Raw genomic sequence first — 14,189 nt, forward strand, 5'->3', positions numbered from 1 at the left:
GATGCGCTCCACATTATCCGTTCAGTAGACAGATTTATTGTTATCAGTTGTGGTGGTGATTGCGTCGGTAAACCGTGCTGCCAGCGCTTCTGCGCTGCGGGCCAGCAGGGTGGTGTCGACGCCGACGGCGACGAACAGCGCCCCCAGCTCGAGGTAGCGTTTCGCTAGCTGTTCATTGGCCATCAGAATGCCCGGGGCTTTACCCGCCTCGCGAATCAGGACGATGGCGCTTTCAATGGCCGCCTGCACCTCAGGATGCTGCGGATTACCGCCGAAGCCCATGTCCGCGCTCAGATCCGCCGGGCCGATAAACACACCGTCGACGCCTTCTACCGCGAGAATCTGCGGCAGATTTTTCAACGCCTCGCGGGTTTCAATCTGTACCAGCACGCACATGGCATCGTTGGCCTGATGGATATAGTCCGGAATGCGGTTCCAGCGGGAAGCACGCGCCAGGGCGCTGCCGACGCCGCGAATACCGGCCGGCGGATAGCGGGTGGCTTTCACCGCCAGCCGCGCTTCATCGGCGTTTTGTACCATCGGCACCAGCAGCGTCTGTGCGCCGATGTCCAGCAATTGCTTGATCTGCACCGGGTCATTCCACGACGGGCGAACCACCGGTTGGCTGGAGTAGGGGGCGATCGCCTGCAGTTGGGTCAGCACCGTTTGTACATTATTCGGCGCGTGTTCGCCGTCGATCAGCAGCCAGTCAAACCCGGCGCCGGCTAACAGTTCGGCGCTGTAGCTGCTGCACAGCCCCAGCCACAGGCCGATTTGTGGCCGCCCGGCCTGCAGCGCCTCTTTAAACGTGTTATTCATCATCTTCCCCTTACACAAAGCGGCAGCTGATTGCGCCCATGTTGCCGTAATCGACGTGGAAGGTGTCACCCTTGCGCGCCGGTACCGGGCGGGTAAACGAGCCGCCGAGGATGATCTGCCCGGCTTCCAGCTGGACATCGTATGGCGCCAGCTTATTCGCCAGCCAGGCGACGCCGTTTGCCGGATGGTTCAGCACCCCGGCGGCAACGCCGGTCTCTTCGATCACCCCGTTGCGATACAGCAGAGCGGAGATCCAACGCAGATCCAGCTCGTCGGGCTTAATCGGACGCCCGCCGAGAATCACCCCGGCGTTGGCGGCGTTATCGGAGATGGTGTCGAAGACTTTGCGCGGGCGCTGGGTCTGCGGATCGATGTTGTGGCAGCGGGCGTCGATCAGCTCCAGCGCCGGGATCACATAGTCGGTGGCGTTATAGACGTCGAACAGGGTGCAGTTCGGGCCACGCAGCGGTTTCGCCAGCACGAAAGCCAGCTCGACTTCAATCCGCGGCACGATAAAACGATCGGTTGGAATGTCGCTACCATCGTGAAAAAACATATCATCGAGCAGCGCGCCGTAGTCCGGCTCGCTAATTTGCGAACTGGCCTGCATCGCTTTTGAGGTCAGGCCGATCTTATGGCCTTTCAGCACCCGCCCTTCGGCGATCTTCATCTCGACCCACTCGCGCTGGACGGCGTAGGCGTCCTCAATGGTGATCGACGGATAATCCAGCGAGATCGCGCGGATCTGCTCACGTTGTTTTTCGGCCTGATTCAGTCGCTGGGCGATCAGGCTGCGGGTTTGTTTATCGAGCATAGTGGCTTCCTGTTACCTCGTTCGGTGTCGCGGTGTCTCGGTGTCACGGCGCCGGGTGGCGCTGCGCTGACCCGGCCTACGGTTGGTGCATTGTTCTGGCCGGCGGCGCTGCGCTGACCCGGCCTACGGTTGGTGCGTTGTTCTGGCCGGCGGCGCTAAGCTAACCTGGCCTACGGCTCGGCATCAGTTAGCCTTTTGTAGGCCCGGTAAGCGCAGCGCCACCGGGCGAAAAGGCGCGCTATTTGAACAAGGCGTGGACGTTGTTCTGTTTGTAGTTCAGCGTCGGGTGCAGTTCTTCAATCTCAAATGACAGCGCCAGATAGCGGCTCTCCATCAGAGCGGCGAAGTGACTTTTAATCAGCCCGAACAGCATTTCGCCGACCTCTTCACGGCTCTCCATACTGCGCCCGCTGCCGATTTTCAGCGTCATATGCACAAAGGCGTAATCCTGCCTGCCGTCGGCCATCTGCCAGGTGTCCAGCCAGATGGCGCGGCTGCGGATGCCACCAATCGGGAAGATGCCGGTGGCGGCCAACGCCTGATTAACCTGGGCGAACAGGCCGGGTAAATCAGCCTGCTCACGGATGTTGTCGGTACATTCAGCGATAAAATGCGGCATAGTGGCTCCTTACGCCTGGGCCGGAAGCGGGAACACGGCGTTCACCTGGCCGGTGCCGGAACTGGCGAACAGGTCGGTAATAAACTCCACCTTGCCGTCATATTTGTCCCAGCCGAGCACGCCGAGCAGCATCACCGTGTCGTGCATATTGCCCTCGCCGTAGCAGTAGTCGGCGTATTCCGGCAGCATGGTGCAGAACTCTTTAAACTTGCCTTCACGCCACAGCTTCACCACGCGCTCATCCATCTGATGGTCAAACTCGCGGGTGTAGCTGTTCATTCCCTCTTCGGCGCGCTGGTCGTCGATAAAGCGGTGCGACAGTGAGCCGCTGGCGAACACCGCCACGGTACCGTCATATTTTTCAATCGCCTTGACGATGGCTTCGCCCAGCTTGCGGCTGTCGGCAAAATCGTGAACGGTGCAGAACGCGGAAATCGACACCACTTTGAAATGCTTATCGCTGTTCATGTAGCGCATCGGCACCAGAGTGCCGTACTCCAGCTTCAGGCTGGGAATGTTGTGCGCTTTCGCCCGCACGCCCAGTTTGACCGCTTCGTCGGCAATCAGCTGACCCAGCTCCGGGTTGCCGTCGTAGTCGTAGGTCATGTCGCGGATAAAGTGCGGCAGTTCGTTGCTGGTATAGACGCCTTTGAAATGGTCGGCGCAGTTAATGTGGTAGGCGCTGTTGACCAGCCAGTGGGTATCGAAAACGATAATGGTATCGACGCCCATTTCACGGCAGCGCTTGCCAATTTCTTTATGGCCGTCGATGGCAGCCTGACGGCAACCATGATTTTTCCCCGGTAGTTCAGAGAGATACATTGATGGCACGTGAGTGATTTTGGCGGCTAACGCTAATTTGCCCATGCGGTGTTCTCCTTACATAACCTGAATAGTGTGAGCCGCAGCCAGCCTGGGCGCGGCTCGACGGATGACGGTTATACGCCCCATTTCGGGATCGGGTGGTCACCCATGGAAATACAGACGTTTTTCATTTCGGCGAACACTTCAAAGCTGTACTCGCCGCCTTCACGGCCGGTGCCGGAGGCTTTCACGCCGCCAAACGGCTGACGCAGGTCGCGGACGTTCTGGGTATTGACGAACACCATGCCGGCTTCGATGCCGCGCGCCAGACGCAGCACTTTGCTGATGTCCTGGGTCCAGATGTAGGACGCCAGGCCATATTCGATGTCGTTCGCCAGGCGCAGCCCTTCCGCTTCGTCTTTAAACGGCAGCAGGCAGGCTACCGGGCCAAAAATCTCCTCTTGCGCGACGCGCATCCGGTTATCCACGTCTGCCAGCACCGTCGGACGCAGGAAGTTGCCGCCTTGCAGATGCGCGGGCAGATCGGACGGCTTGTCCGGGCCGCCGGCCAGCAGGGTGGCGCCTTCTTCGATCCCGAGGCGAATATAGCCGGAGACTTTTTCCCAGTGCTGCTTGCTGATCAGCGCCCCGACCTGGGTATTCGGATCGGTCGGATCGCCCACGCGCAGGCGGTTGGCGCGTTCTGCAAAGCGTTTAACGAATTCCGGGTAAATGCTCTGCTGAATGAAGATGCGCGACCCGGCGGTGCAGCGTTCGCCGTTGATTGAGAAGATGGTGAACAGGGCGGCATCCAGCGCGCGCTCGATATCGGCATCTTCAAAAATCAGCACCGGGGATTTGCCGCCCAGCTCCATGGAATATTTCTTCAGACCGGCATTTTTCATGATGTTGCGCCCGGTGGCGGTACCGCCGGTAAACGACACCGCGCGGACGTCGTGATGACGCACCAGCGCATCGCCGGCGCTGGCGCCGTAGCCCTGCACCACGTTGAGTACGCCGGCCGGAATACCGGCTTCCAGCGCCAGTTCGCCCAGACGATCGGCGGTCAGCGGCGACAGCTCTGACATTTTCAGCACCGCGGTGTTGCCCAGCGCCAGACACGGCGCGACCTTCCAGGTGGCGGTCATAAACGGCACGTTCCACGGCGAGACCAGCGCACACACGCCGACCGGCTGCACGAGGGTGTAGTTGAGCATCTTGTCGTCAACCGGATAGGTCTTGCCGTTCATCTGCTGGCACACTTCGGCGAAAAACTCGAAGTTGTGCGAAGCGCGTGGGATCAGCACATTTTTGGTCTGATGGATCGGCAGGCCGGTATCGGCGGTCTCCATTGCCGCGATCTCCGGGACGTCGCGATCGATCAGATCGCCCAGCCGGCGCATCAGGCGCGCGCGCTCTTTCATCGGTAGGTTGGCCCATTTCGGGAACGCTTCTTTCGCGGCGGCAACGGCCTGATTCACTTCGGCTTCACCGCCGGAGGCGACTTCCGCCAGCACTTCGCCGGTGGCCGGGTTGGTGGTGTGGAAATACTCTGCGCCCGCGACGTTTTTGCCGTTGATCCAATGGTTAATTTTTTTCATGACAGCTTCTCCTCATACGCTTGCTGGCTGATGATGCGGTTGACCAGGCGGCCGACGCCTTCGACTTCGACGATCACTTCGTCACCCGGCACCACATCGGACAGCCCTTTCGGCGTGCCGGTGGCGATCATGTCGCCCGGTTGCAGGGTCATAAATTCGCTTAGGTAAGCGATCAGGAACGGAACGCTGAAGATCAGATCGGCCGTCGTACCCTGCTGGCGCAGCTCGCCGTTGACCCAGGTGCGCAGAGTCAGATTATGCGGATCCGGGATCGCCTCTTTCGCGACGATCCACGGCCCGATGGGCGTCAGCGTGTCGCGGCTTTTCACCCGCAGGTTCGGGCGGTAGTAGTTTTCCAGATAGTCGCGAATGGCGTAGTCATTGCAGACGGTGTAGCCGGCGACATAGTCCATGGCATCGGCTTCGGCGACGCGGCGCGCGGTTTTGCCTATCACCACCACCAGTTCGGCTTCGTAATGCATGTACTCCACGTTGTCCGGGCGTACCGACTCTTGTTGATGACCGATAAAGGTGTTCGGCGCTTTGATAAACACCAGCGGCTCCTCCGGCGGCTTAAACTCCAGCTCGCTGGCGTGGTCGGCATAGTTCAGACCCAGCGCGAACAGCGTTCCGTCGGCGGGAGGCAGCCAGCGAAAGTCGCCTGCTTTAAGCAGGGTGCCATCGGCGAGGCGAAGCTGGTCGCGTTCATCGATCTGTGCGTCGTAGCGGGTACCTTGCCATTCAATACGTGCCTGTTTCATGCCAGCTCTCCTTCTGCAACAACCGGGTTTTCCAGCGCCGGGAAACCTTCGGCGAGGATCCGCACGCGATCGCCGGGCTGCAGCGTGACGCGGGCGTGAGGGGTACCGATCAGGATGGCATCGCCGGGATTCAGGGTGGCAAACTCGCTCAGCGCGCTTAACAGTTCGGCGGCATTGCGCTGCAGATCGCCGGTGTTCCAGCTGTCGGCCTCGCGGCCGTTGATTTCAGTGATGATGGTCAGATTGTCCACGCTATGCACCGGGGCGAGGGTGCCGATGGGGCAGAAGCCATCGCGACATTTGGCCTTAATCGCCGGGCGGTAGAAGCTCTCTTCCGGCAGGCTGATGTCATTGGCCAGCGCATAGCCGGCGATAAAAGAGGCCGCGTCGGCGGCGGAAACCTTACGCGCGGTTTTGCCGACAATCAGCGCGACGGTGGCGCCGCTCTGCACGGTTTCACCCTGCGGATAGGGAATGGCCTCGTTCGCACCGATGACGGTATTGCGCGGTTTGATAAACCAGACCGCGGTCTTCGGCGGGGTTTTGTAAGGGGCCTGTTGGAACGCGTCGCGCCAGGCGTCAAGCTGGCTGCGATGGTTAAGCGCAACGGCGAAGATGGTACCTTTCATTCACCACTCCTCTGGTACTGATGTCGGATGCTAAGGGATATTCATTAATATGTTAATGATCATCTTTTATTCCTTGTGGCGGGGTTTGGCAAACAGAAGTGAATGTTTTGTGATCTGATTAACAATAAATTTACAGTGTAATTATTTATGTGTTATTAATCAGTTAGTTGTCGTTTTTTATTGTCTCGACTGGTACTTTTCAGGTGCAGAAACCGGTTGCGTCATGGCAGGATAGGCGCTAATTATTAACTTATTAATAAACTTAAGAGTGCGATGTCGAGGGTATGTGATGCATGATTCGTTAACCATTGCGTTGTTGCAGGCGCGGGAAGCGGCAATGGGCCATTTCCGACCGATCGTTAAACGCCATAATCTCACCGAGCAGCAGTGGCGTATTGTGCGCATCCTTGCGGAAAATCCGTCGATGGACTTTCACGATCTGGCGTTCCGCGCCTGCATCCTGCGCCCCAGCCTGACCGGTATTCTGACCCGTATGGAGCGTGACGGTCTGGTGCTGCGTCTCAAGCCGGTCAACGATCAGCGCAAGTTGTATATTTCGCTGACGCCGGCGGGCTACACGCTGTATGAAAGCGCGCAGGCGCAGGTGGAAGAGGCCTATCGCCTGATTGAAGCCCAGTTCACCAGTGAAAAGATGCAGCAGCTGACTGCGCTGCTGGAAGAGTTTATTGCGCTCGGCAACCGTCAGGGGGCCGGGCACAGTGATGAGGAAGAGTAGCTCAGCGCATTGTTCGGGTATCGGCCAGCGCGATAAGGGTTTCGGCTCTGGCGGGAGAGAGCGGCTCGCGCGGCTGCGCTAGCGGCCAGCCGTACAGCCAGCGGGCGGTGGTCGCGCAGGTTTTTCCCTGACAGGCGCCCATTCCGCAGCGGCGGGTCAGTTTTGCCTGGTGCCAGCTATCGGCATCGGCAACGTCGCCGCAGCGCACATCTTCGCAGCGGCACAGCAGGCTATCCGGCGTGGCGGCGTTTTTCAGGCTCTCTGGCAGGGTGAATGTGCGGTTGACCGCATGAGCAAATGCCTGCCAGCGCCCGCGACGGGCAAAGAGGGCCTGGGCGCAAGCCTCGGCGTCAGCTGCCGCAAAGCCGGCAATTTCACCTTCTGCCAGCGCCAGTTCGCTGCCGCCAAAACCGGTGCATTCGCCCGCGGCGTAGATGTTCGCGACGCTGGTCTGCTGCCAGCGATTCACCGCTATTGCCTCATCAGCCAGCGCGCAGCCGAAGAGCAGCGCGGTTTCAATATTGGCTACCAGGCCGTAACCGATAGCCAGCCGCTGGCAGGCGATTGTCCGTTCAATGCCGCGGGCATCGCGCAGCGTAATGGCTTCGAGCTGCGTCTCGCCGTGGGCGCGAATCACCTGGCTACTGCTCAGATAGCGTCGCGGGGCGAGGGTAGCCAGCTGGCGAAGTTTTTCCGGCCAGCGCCACAGGCTGCTGCCAAAACGCAGTAATGCGCTGAGCGGGGCCTGCTCAACAATCTGTCGTACTTCACCTCCGCTTTTTTTCACCGTCGCGGCCACCGCCAGCAGCAGCGGACCGCTGCCGGCAATCACCACTTTTTGCCCCCGGAGCGTCAGACCGTGTTTGATTTGCGCCTGTAACCCGCCGGCGCCGGTGACGCCGGGCAGCGTCCAGCCGGGGAAAGGCAGCGAGAGTTCCCGTGCGCCGCAGCAGAGGATCAGCTTTTGCCATTCGACAAGCCCGCTGTCGTCGGCGGTTTCGAACAGGACGCTATGCGCCGAGGGGCGGGCGATAAGCCGGGCACCGTTCAGCGAGGTGATGTTTTTCTCCGCAGCAACGGCTTCCCGGTAGCGGCGCGCCAGGGCAGGGAGCTGCACCTGCGGACCCTCGCGCCAGATCTGCCCGCCGGGGCGCGGATTATCGTCGAGGATAACGACCTGCTTACCGCAGGACGCGGCCGCCAGTGCGGCGGCGAGACCCGCCGGGCCGCAGCCGAGAATCAGAATGTCACAGCGCAGGGTTTGCATGGCAGCTCCTTTCAATCGTCATTCCGGGCTGGCACAGCGTCTGGCAGGCCAGCACCCGCCGTCCGTTGACGGTCACCCGGCACTCCTGGCAAATGCCCATGCCGCAAAAAGGGGCGCGGGGCTGTCCGCCGACGGCCACGCGTGTGGTGGGATTCGTCGTCAACGACAGCGCTGCCGCGACGCTGATTCCCACCGGAACGTCGCATGTTTCACCTTCAATCATCACCGGGATAGTCTGGCTCATGCGATAGCCTCTTTTTTCAGCAGGCGGGCCGGTAGCCACGCGTCGGGGGCTAACGGACAGCGCTCGCCCAATAACTGGGCGACGAGTAGCTCTGCGCTGGCGGGGGCGGTGGTGACGCCGAGCCCTTCATGACCCAGCGCCAGCCACAGGCCGGGACGCGACGGGTGGGGACCTATCAGGGGATTTCCGTCCTCTGACGCGGCGCGAAAACCGCTCCAGCAGCGGATAATATTCAGCCCGGCCAGGGCGGGCAGGAAGTGCCGGGCGCGGTCGAGCATCTGCGCCAGCAGCGGCAAATCCAGCTGGCGTTCTGAGTTATCAAACTGCCGCGAAGAGCCGATCAGCAGCTGTCCGGTGGGGCGCGGCTGGACGTTAAACGCCACCGAGGTGCCGCCGCCGTGGGCGCTGGCACCGTAGCCCAGTTCGACCAGCTGATGATGGAGTAACGGGCCGTAGCGGTCGCTGATCGCCAGCTGGCCTTTCTTTGCCCGCAGCCAGTTTTCCCCCAGCAGCCCATTGGCGCCGAGGCCGCAGGCGACAACGATAGCCGGCGCCCGCAGCTGTTTTCCGCAGGTCAACGTCACCGCCGGCTCGGCGATTTCCATGGCGCCTTCGGTGAGGCAGGTCAGGTTGTCTCCCGCGTCGGCGATAAACCAGCGCGCAACTTCAGGGGCGTAGACGATACCATCGCCGGGAACCCACAGTCCGCCCTGTAATCCTGCCCGCAGCAGCGGTTCTCGCTGCGTCAGCTGTGAAGGGGTCTGCATCTCGCTGGAGACCTGATATGCGGCCATCCGCCGCTGTTTTTCCCGGGCGATCTCCAGCTCCTGGGAGGTTTCCGCCAGCCACAGAGTGCCGCAGCCGCGCCAGGCGCAGCGCTCGGGCATTTGCGGCGTGAGGGTGCGCCAGCGTGCCAGTGACCAGGCGGAGAGAGCCAGTTCGGCGGGATCGTCATCCATACACACCAGATGCCCCATTCCGGCTGCGGTGGCGCCCGGCTGGCGATCGTCGAGCAGAATCACTTTTTGCCCGCGTTTCGCCAGCTGCCACGCGCAGGCGGCACCGACGATCCCGGCGCCGATCACGATGACGTCGCCGTGGTTCACGGCACGATCCCCCAGCAGAAGGGATCGTCCGGGTTGAGGATCAGCCGGGTATCGCCGCACACCCAGGCTGCGCCGCGGATCGTCGGAATGATACCGGCGTCGCTGCGCGTATAGCTGGCGGTAAACTGGCTGCCGATAATACTGGCCTGCTGCCAGAGTTCGCCGGGCAGCAGCTTGCCATCTTCGGCCAGACAGGCCAGTTTGGCGCTGGTTCCGGTGCCGCACGGCGAACGATCCCAGGCTTTCCCCGGGCACAGTACGAAGCTGCGGCTGTCGGCATCGGCATCATCGGCAAAGAGTTCGATATGGTCGATTTCGCCACCGTCATCGCCGCGGATCCCGGCGGCTTCCAGCCCTTCACGTACGGCCCACGCATACTCGGTGAGCTGCGGAATTTGGGCGGGTTCGAGGGTGAAAGGGTGATCGTTGATGAGGAAAAACCAGTTGCCGCCCCAGGCAATATCACCGCTGACGGTACCCACCGCGGTGTTGACGCTGAGCTGCTTTTTGCCGCGCCGGGCAGGAACATTTTCCACCGAGACGCTGCCGTCTTCATGTAGCGTCGCGCTGACGTTACCCACCGGCGTTTCAATCAGGTGGATGCCCGGCTTGATGCGACCAAGCCATGCCAGCGAGGCGATAAGCCCGATGGTGCCATGCCCGCACATGTTCAGAAAGCCGGCGTTGTTGAAGAAAATCACTCCGGCGGTTGCCTGCGGTGAGACCGGTTTGCACAGCAGCGCCCCCACCAGCACATCGTTGCCGCGCGGCTCCAGGATAACCGCCTGGCGCCAGCGATCGAATTCGCGGGCGAAGCGTTGGCGGCGCTCCGCCATGCTGCCGTTCCCGAGATCCGGAAAACCGTCCACGATCAGGCGGGTCGGTTCACCGCCGGTATGAGAATCAATGGCTCTGAGTTCAATGGGGTGACGTGGCACAGTCATGGCTATCTCCGGAGGTTAACGATTTGTTTCATCATGCTGGCGCAACAGACCGCCTCCGGCTTGAACGCTTTCATCAGAGAAAATGACGAAATCGGCACAGTAAACGGCAGCGCCTGTTTATGGATGGCATAGTTATTTCTTATTAATCATTTGCTTATTGCTGTGGTAAACCGAAGGTCGCGATCGCGCCAGCGGCGTACTCAGGGGAAAATATAAACCGGAGTCAGGATCGCAAAACGCGGTATTGCTGCTTGATGTGTTACCAGAAGGTGAATAAATATCCTCCCGTCACCCGCCATGAGGAAGCCTTATGTTCTGCGTTACTGCTGCTACTTCGGAGCACGCTCCGGTTGAGGATACGGATCTGGCCGTGGATGAGCTGAGCCAGATTTGCGAAGGGCTGGCGCGCCAGCGTCCGGAAAACATGCCGTCGTTGCTCAATGCGCTGGCGCTTATCGCGCCGCTGCTGAACGCGATTCCCAATGTGGTCTTTTTTATCAAAGATGCCCAGGCGCGCTACCTGCTGGCGAACCTGACGCTGGCCCGTCGCTGCGGCTTTAAAAGCGTCTCCTCGCTGTTAGGCAAAACCTCGGCCGACGTCTTTCCATCGGCGTTGGGGCAGGGCTATACCGAACAGGATTTGCGGGTGTTGAGAGAGGGGGTGACCCTGCGCGACCAGCTCGAAATGCACCTCTATAACGGACGTGAGCGCGGCTGGTGTCTGACGCAAAAGCTGGCGCTGCGCGATGTTCACGGCCAGGTGATCGGCATGGCGGGGATCTCGCACGATCTTCAGGAGGCGCATGCCCGACACCCGGCGTGGCAGCGGCTGGCGATCGTCGACGATCATATTCGTCGCCACTACCATCGACCGATCACCATGGAAGAGCTGACCGGGTTGAGCGGCATGTCCGTGGCGCAGATCGAACGCTATTGCAAACGGATCTTTCACCTCACGCCGCGGCAAATGATCCATAAGGTCCGCCTCGAAAAAGCCACCGAGCTGCTGGCGGGAGAGACGCCGATTACCGATATTGCGCTGCAGTGCGGCTATACCGATCACAGCGCCTTCAGCCGTCAGTTTAAAGCGATGACCGGCTCTACGCCGCGTGATTTTCGCCTGACGCTGGCGGGATAATCGCCGGCTCACACTTTTGTGCGACTGTGCTAATTTCGTCATCGTATTGGAAGAAAACCGACAAGCCGCCGGGTCCATGAAACGTCAATCTGTCAGTGAAAATTCACCATTCATTCACTTTGACTTAACAAAATGACGACAAGGAACCGAGCATGAGCAAAAAAGCGATTCACTGGAGCGGCGTATTTCCGGCAGTCAGCACGCAGTTTCGTCATGATTACTCCCTCGATTTAGACGCCACCCATGCGGTGATGAAAAACCTGGTCAGAGACGGTGTCTCCGGGCTGGTGGTGTGCGGCAGCGTCGGGGAAAATACCTCGCTGACAACCGAGGAAAAACTGCAGATTATTGAAGTGGCAAAGGATGCGGCGGGCGGCAAAATTCCGGTGATCGCCGGGGTCGCCGAGTTCACTACCGCGTTCGCGCAGAAGATGGCGAAAGAGGCCGAGCGCGTTGGCGTCGACGGGATTATGGTGATGCCGGCGCTGGTCTACTCCTCGAAGCCGCACGAAACCGCCGCTCACTTCCGCAGCGTGGCCACCGCCACCGACCTGCCGATTATGGTTTATAACAACCCGCCGATTTACAAGAACGACGTCACGCCAGATATCCTCGCCACCCTGACCGATTGCGACAATATCGTCTGCTTCAAAGACTCATCCGGGGACACCCGTCGTTTCGTCGATCTGCGTAACACCGTCGGCGACCGCTTCGTGCTGTTCGCCGGGCTGGATGACGTGGTGGTGGAGAGCATCGCCGTGGGAGCGGAAGGGTGGATTTCCGGAATGTCGAATGCTTTCCCGCGTGAGGGCGAAACCCTGTTCCGTCTTGCTGCACAGAAACGTTATGACGAAGCCATGGCGCTGTATCGCTGGTTTATGCCGCTGCTGCACCTGGATGCGCGCCCGGATCTGGTGCAGTGCATCAAGCTGTGCGAAGAGCTGCTGGGACGCGGCAGCGCCGTCACCCGTCCGCCGCGCCTGGCGCTGGAAGGGGAGACCCGTCAACAGGTGGTGAACATCGTGGAACAGGCGCTGGCGACGCGTCCTGTGCTGCCGGACGTGGGCCTGTGAGGCGGGGAGCGACGATGAGCGAAACAGAAATGACGGCGGGTCGGCAGTTTATCGCCGGGCGTCGCGTCGCCAGCGGCGAAGCCACGCTCCTCAGCCTGAAGGCTGCGGATGGCGATGCCACCGGCTACCGTTTTTATCCGGCCTCCCGGGAGGAGGCCGCACTGGCGGCGCAGGCGGCGGCGCAGGCTTTTGCCGCCTATTGCGAAACCTCGCCAGAGACGCGCGCGCGCTTTCTGGAGACCATTGCCGATGAACTGGACCGGCTGGGCGAGACCTTTTTTGCCATTGCCCATGCTGAGACCGCACTGCCGCTGGCGCGTTTACAGGGCGAACGGGCGCGCACCAGCGGTCAGCTGCGAATGTTTGCTGGTTTGCTGCGGCGCGGCGATGTTCTGGGGGCGCGCATTGATACGGCGCTGCCGACGCGTCAACCCTTACCGCGAGCGGATCTGCGCCAGTACCAGGTGGCGCTTGGCCCGGTTGCGGTATTCGGCGCCAGCAACTTTCCGCTGGCCTTCTCTACCGCCGGCGGCGATACCGCCTCGGCGCTGGCGGCCGGTTGCCCGGTGGTGGTTAAGGCTCATCCCGGGCATATGGCAACCGCAGAGCAGACGGCGCTGGCCATCGTGCGGGCGGTGGAGAAATGCGCCTTGCCCGGCGGGGTGTTCAACATGATTTTTGGTACCGATATCGGTGCCGAACTGGTGCGTCATCCGGCGATTCAGGCGGTGGGATTCACCGGCTCGCTGACGGGAGGAAAAGCGCTACTCCAGCTGGCGCAGCAGCGCCCGCAGCCAATCCCGCTGTTTGCGGAAATGTCGGCGATTAATCCGCTGATTATTCTGCCCCAGGCGCTCGCCGCGCGTGCGGCGTCGCTGGCCAAAGATCTGGTGGCGTCGTTTACCCTTGGCGGCGGGCAATTTTGTACCCGCCCGGGGCTGATTCTGGCGCTCAAGGGCGAAGGGCTGGCGCGCTTTAAAGCCGCGTTATGTGAACAGGTTCAGGCCGCGCCCGCTCAGGTTCTGCTCAACGCGCCGACCCTGCACCACTATCGCGCCGGTGTCGAGACGCTCGACGCCTGTCCGGGTGTGCAGCGGCTGGCCAGCGGTGAAGCGGCCGGCGGCCGGCGGGCGCAGGCGTTGTTGTACCTGGCGACGGCGGAGGCGTTCATGGCACCGGATAGCGTGCTGCAAACCGAGGTGTTTGGCCCGCTGTCGGTGCTGGTGGAAGTGGCGGACGAGGCGCAGATGATGGCGCTGGTGAGTACGCTGCAGGGGCAGTTGACGGCGACGCTGCATGCCGATGCGGACGATCGTCCCCTGGCGACGCGTCTGCTGCCGCTGCTCAGCGATAAAGCCGGGCGGGTGCTGTTTAACGGCTATCCCACCGGCGTGGAAGTGTGCGATGCGATGGTGCACGGCGGCCCCTGGCCGGCCACCACCGACGCGCGCGGCACATCGGTAGGGACCCGGGCGATCGAACGTTTTCTGCGGCCGGTTTGCCTGCAGAACGCCCCTGCCGCGTTGCTGCCGCCGGCCTTGCAGGATGCTAACCCTTTGAACCTGCTGCGCCTGGTGAACGGCCAGTGGACCCGGGAAGCGATTTCCCCCTCATGTTGACGGAAGGGCATCACG

General features: G+C 61.2%; 13 protein-coding genes and 1 pseudogene. 4 read left to right on the forward strand and 10 right to left on the reverse strand.

The window, feature by feature from the left end:
• Window positions 1–21 precede the first annotated feature (21 nt).
• The 6 genes and pseudogenes from hpaI to MC50_RS29240 form a co-directional block, all read right to left on the reverse strand.
• The gene (gene hpaI / locus MC50_RS11785) at window positions 22–819 is read right to left on the reverse strand and encodes a 4-hydroxy-2-oxoheptanedioate aldolase (RefSeq protein WP_032698223.1); all 798 of its coding nucleotides are present in this window, start codon (window positions 817–819) and stop codon (window positions 22–24) included.
• A 10-nt stretch (window positions 820–829) separates the two neighbouring features.
• Entirely contained in the window at window positions 830–1,633 is an 804-nt protein-coding gene (hpaH, locus tag MC50_RS11790; RefSeq protein ID WP_032689612.1) for a 2-oxo-hept-4-ene-1,7-dioate hydratase, read from the reverse strand.
• Window positions 1,634–1,871: 238 nt separating this feature from the next.
• Window positions 1,872–2,252 carry a 5-carboxymethyl-2-hydroxymuconate Delta-isomerase gene (locus MC50_RS11795; protein WP_032689611.1) on the reverse strand — a complete coding sequence of 127 codons (381 nt, stop codon included), beginning with the start codon at window positions 2,250–2,252 and terminating at the stop codon, window positions 1,872–1,874.
• Window positions 2,253–2,261: 9 nt separating this feature from the next.
• Window positions 2,262–3,119 carry a 3,4-dihydroxyphenylacetate 2,3-dioxygenase gene (hpaD, locus tag MC50_RS11800; protein WP_032689610.1) on the reverse strand — a complete coding sequence of 286 codons (858 nt, stop codon included), beginning with the start codon at window positions 3,117–3,119 and terminating at the stop codon, window positions 2,262–2,264.
• 71 nt (window positions 3,120–3,190) lie between these two features.
• A complete protein-coding gene (gene hpaE / locus MC50_RS11805; protein ID WP_032698218.1) occupies window positions 3,191–4,657 on the reverse strand; it encodes a 5-carboxymethyl-2-hydroxymuconate semialdehyde dehydrogenase in 1,467 nt (488 codons plus the stop codon).
• A pseudogene (locus MC50_RS29240) lies at window positions 4,654–6,047 on the reverse strand (fumarylacetoacetate hydrolase family protein). The gene hpaE and the pseudogene MC50_RS29240 overlap by 4 nt, the downstream one beginning before the upstream one ends.
• 289 nt (window positions 6,048–6,336) lie before the next feature.
• On the opposite strand from MC50_RS29240, the gene hpaR reads away from it, so the two are divergent.
• Entirely contained in the window at window positions 6,337–6,783 is a 447-nt protein-coding gene (gene hpaR / locus MC50_RS11825) for a homoprotocatechuate degradation operon regulator HpaR (protein ID WP_032689606.1), read from the forward strand.
• 1 nt (window position 6,784) lies between these two features.
• Here hpaR and MC50_RS11830 read toward each other — a convergent pair whose 3' ends face one another.
• From MC50_RS11830 to MC50_RS11845, 4 genes are read right to left on the reverse strand one after another with little or no spacing between them, the layout of a single operon-like run.
• The gene (locus MC50_RS11830; RefSeq protein ID WP_047663960.1) at window positions 6,785–8,050 is read right to left on the reverse strand and encodes an FAD-dependent oxidoreductase; all 1,266 of its coding nucleotides are present in this window, start codon (window positions 8,048–8,050) and stop codon (window positions 6,785–6,787) included.
• Window positions 8,031–8,294 carry a 2Fe-2S iron-sulfur cluster-binding protein gene (locus tag MC50_RS11835; protein WP_047663964.1) on the reverse strand — a complete coding sequence of 88 codons (264 nt, stop codon included), beginning with the start codon at window positions 8,292–8,294 and terminating at the stop codon, window positions 8,031–8,033. The genes MC50_RS11830 and MC50_RS11835 overlap by 20 nt, the downstream gene beginning before the upstream one ends.
• On the reverse strand, window positions 8,291–9,400 hold the full coding sequence (locus MC50_RS11840; protein WP_032698214.1) for an NAD(P)/FAD-dependent oxidoreductase: 1,110 nt from the start codon (window positions 9,398–9,400) through the stop codon (window positions 8,291–8,293). The genes MC50_RS11835 and MC50_RS11840 overlap by 4 nt, the downstream gene beginning before the upstream one ends.
• Window positions 9,397–10,344 (reverse strand): 4-hydroxyproline epimerase, encoded by a 948-nt coding sequence (locus MC50_RS11845; RefSeq protein ID WP_047663967.1) that lies wholly within the window; start codon window positions 10,342–10,344, stop codon window positions 9,397–9,399. Before MC50_RS11845 ends, MC50_RS11840 begins: the two co-directional genes overlap by 4 nt.
• A gap of 310 nt (window positions 10,345–10,654) precedes the next feature.
• On the opposite strand from MC50_RS11845, the gene MC50_RS11850 reads away from it, so the two are divergent.
• The 3 genes from MC50_RS11850 (at window position 10,655) to MC50_RS11860 (ending at window position 14,174) form a co-directional block, all read left to right on the forward strand.
• The gene (locus MC50_RS11850) at window positions 10,655–11,482 is read left to right on the forward strand and encodes an AraC family transcriptional regulator (protein ID WP_047663968.1); all 828 of its coding nucleotides are present in this window, start codon (window positions 10,655–10,657) and stop codon (window positions 11,480–11,482) included.
• A gap of 152 nt (window positions 11,483–11,634) precedes the next feature.
• On the forward strand, window positions 11,635–12,555 hold the full coding sequence (locus MC50_RS11855; RefSeq protein ID WP_032689600.1) for a dihydrodipicolinate synthase family protein: 921 nt from the start codon (window positions 11,635–11,637) through the stop codon (window positions 12,553–12,555).
• Window positions 12,556–12,569: 14 nt separating this feature from the next.
• Window positions 12,570–14,174: an aldehyde dehydrogenase (NADP(+)) gene (locus tag MC50_RS11860; protein ID WP_047663971.1), complete on the forward strand. Its 1,605-nt coding sequence runs from the start codon at window positions 12,570–12,572 to the stop codon at window positions 14,172–14,174.
• Window positions 14,175–14,189 lie beyond the last annotated feature (15 nt).

The sequence above is a fragment of the Klebsiella planticola genome (assembly GCF_000783935.2).
Classification (GTDB): Bacteria; Pseudomonadota; Gammaproteobacteria; order Enterobacterales; family Enterobacteriaceae; genus Klebsiella; species Klebsiella planticola.

Coding starts and splice junctions, on each gene's coding strand:
- hpaD (WP_032689610.1), bottom strand. CDS start 3,119: ATGGGCAAATTAGCGTTAGCCGCCAAAATCACTCACGTGCCATCAATG.
- hpaR (WP_032689606.1), top strand. CDS start 6,337: ATGCATGATTCGTTAACCATTGCGTTGTTGCAGGCGCGGGAAGCGGCA.
- MC50_RS11850 (WP_047663968.1), top strand. CDS start 10,655: ATGTTCTGCGTTACTGCTGCTACTTCGGAGCACGCTCCGGTTGAGGAT.
- MC50_RS11795 (WP_032689611.1), bottom strand. CDS start 2,252: ATGCCGCATTTTATCGCTGAATGTACCGACAACATCCGTGAGCAGGCT.
- MC50_RS11835 (WP_047663964.1), bottom strand. CDS start 8,294: ATGAGCCAGACTATCCCGGTGATGATTGAAGGTGAAACATGCGACGTT.
- MC50_RS11855 (WP_032689600.1), top strand. CDS start 11,635: ATGAGCAAAAAAGCGATTCACTGGAGCGGCGTATTTCCGGCAGTCAGC.
- hpaE (WP_032698218.1), bottom strand. CDS start 4,657: ATGAAAAAAATTAACCATTGGATCAACGGCAAAAACGTCGCGGGCGCA.
- MC50_RS11830 (WP_047663960.1), bottom strand. CDS start 8,050: ATGCAAACCCTGCGCTGTGACATTCTGATTCTCGGCTGCGGCCCGGCG.
- MC50_RS11845 (WP_047663967.1), bottom strand. CDS start 10,344: ATGACTGTGCCACGTCACCCCATTGAACTCAGAGCCATTGATTCTCAT.
- MC50_RS11860 (WP_047663971.1), top strand. CDS start 12,570: ATGAGCGAAACAGAAATGACGGCGGGTCGGCAGTTTATCGCCGGGCGT.
- hpaH (WP_032689612.1), bottom strand. CDS start 1,633: ATGCTCGATAAACAAACCCGCAGCCTGATCGCCCAGCGACTGAATCAG.
- hpaI (WP_032698223.1), bottom strand. CDS start 819: ATGAATAACACGTTTAAAGAGGCGCTGCAGGCCGGGCGGCCACAAATC.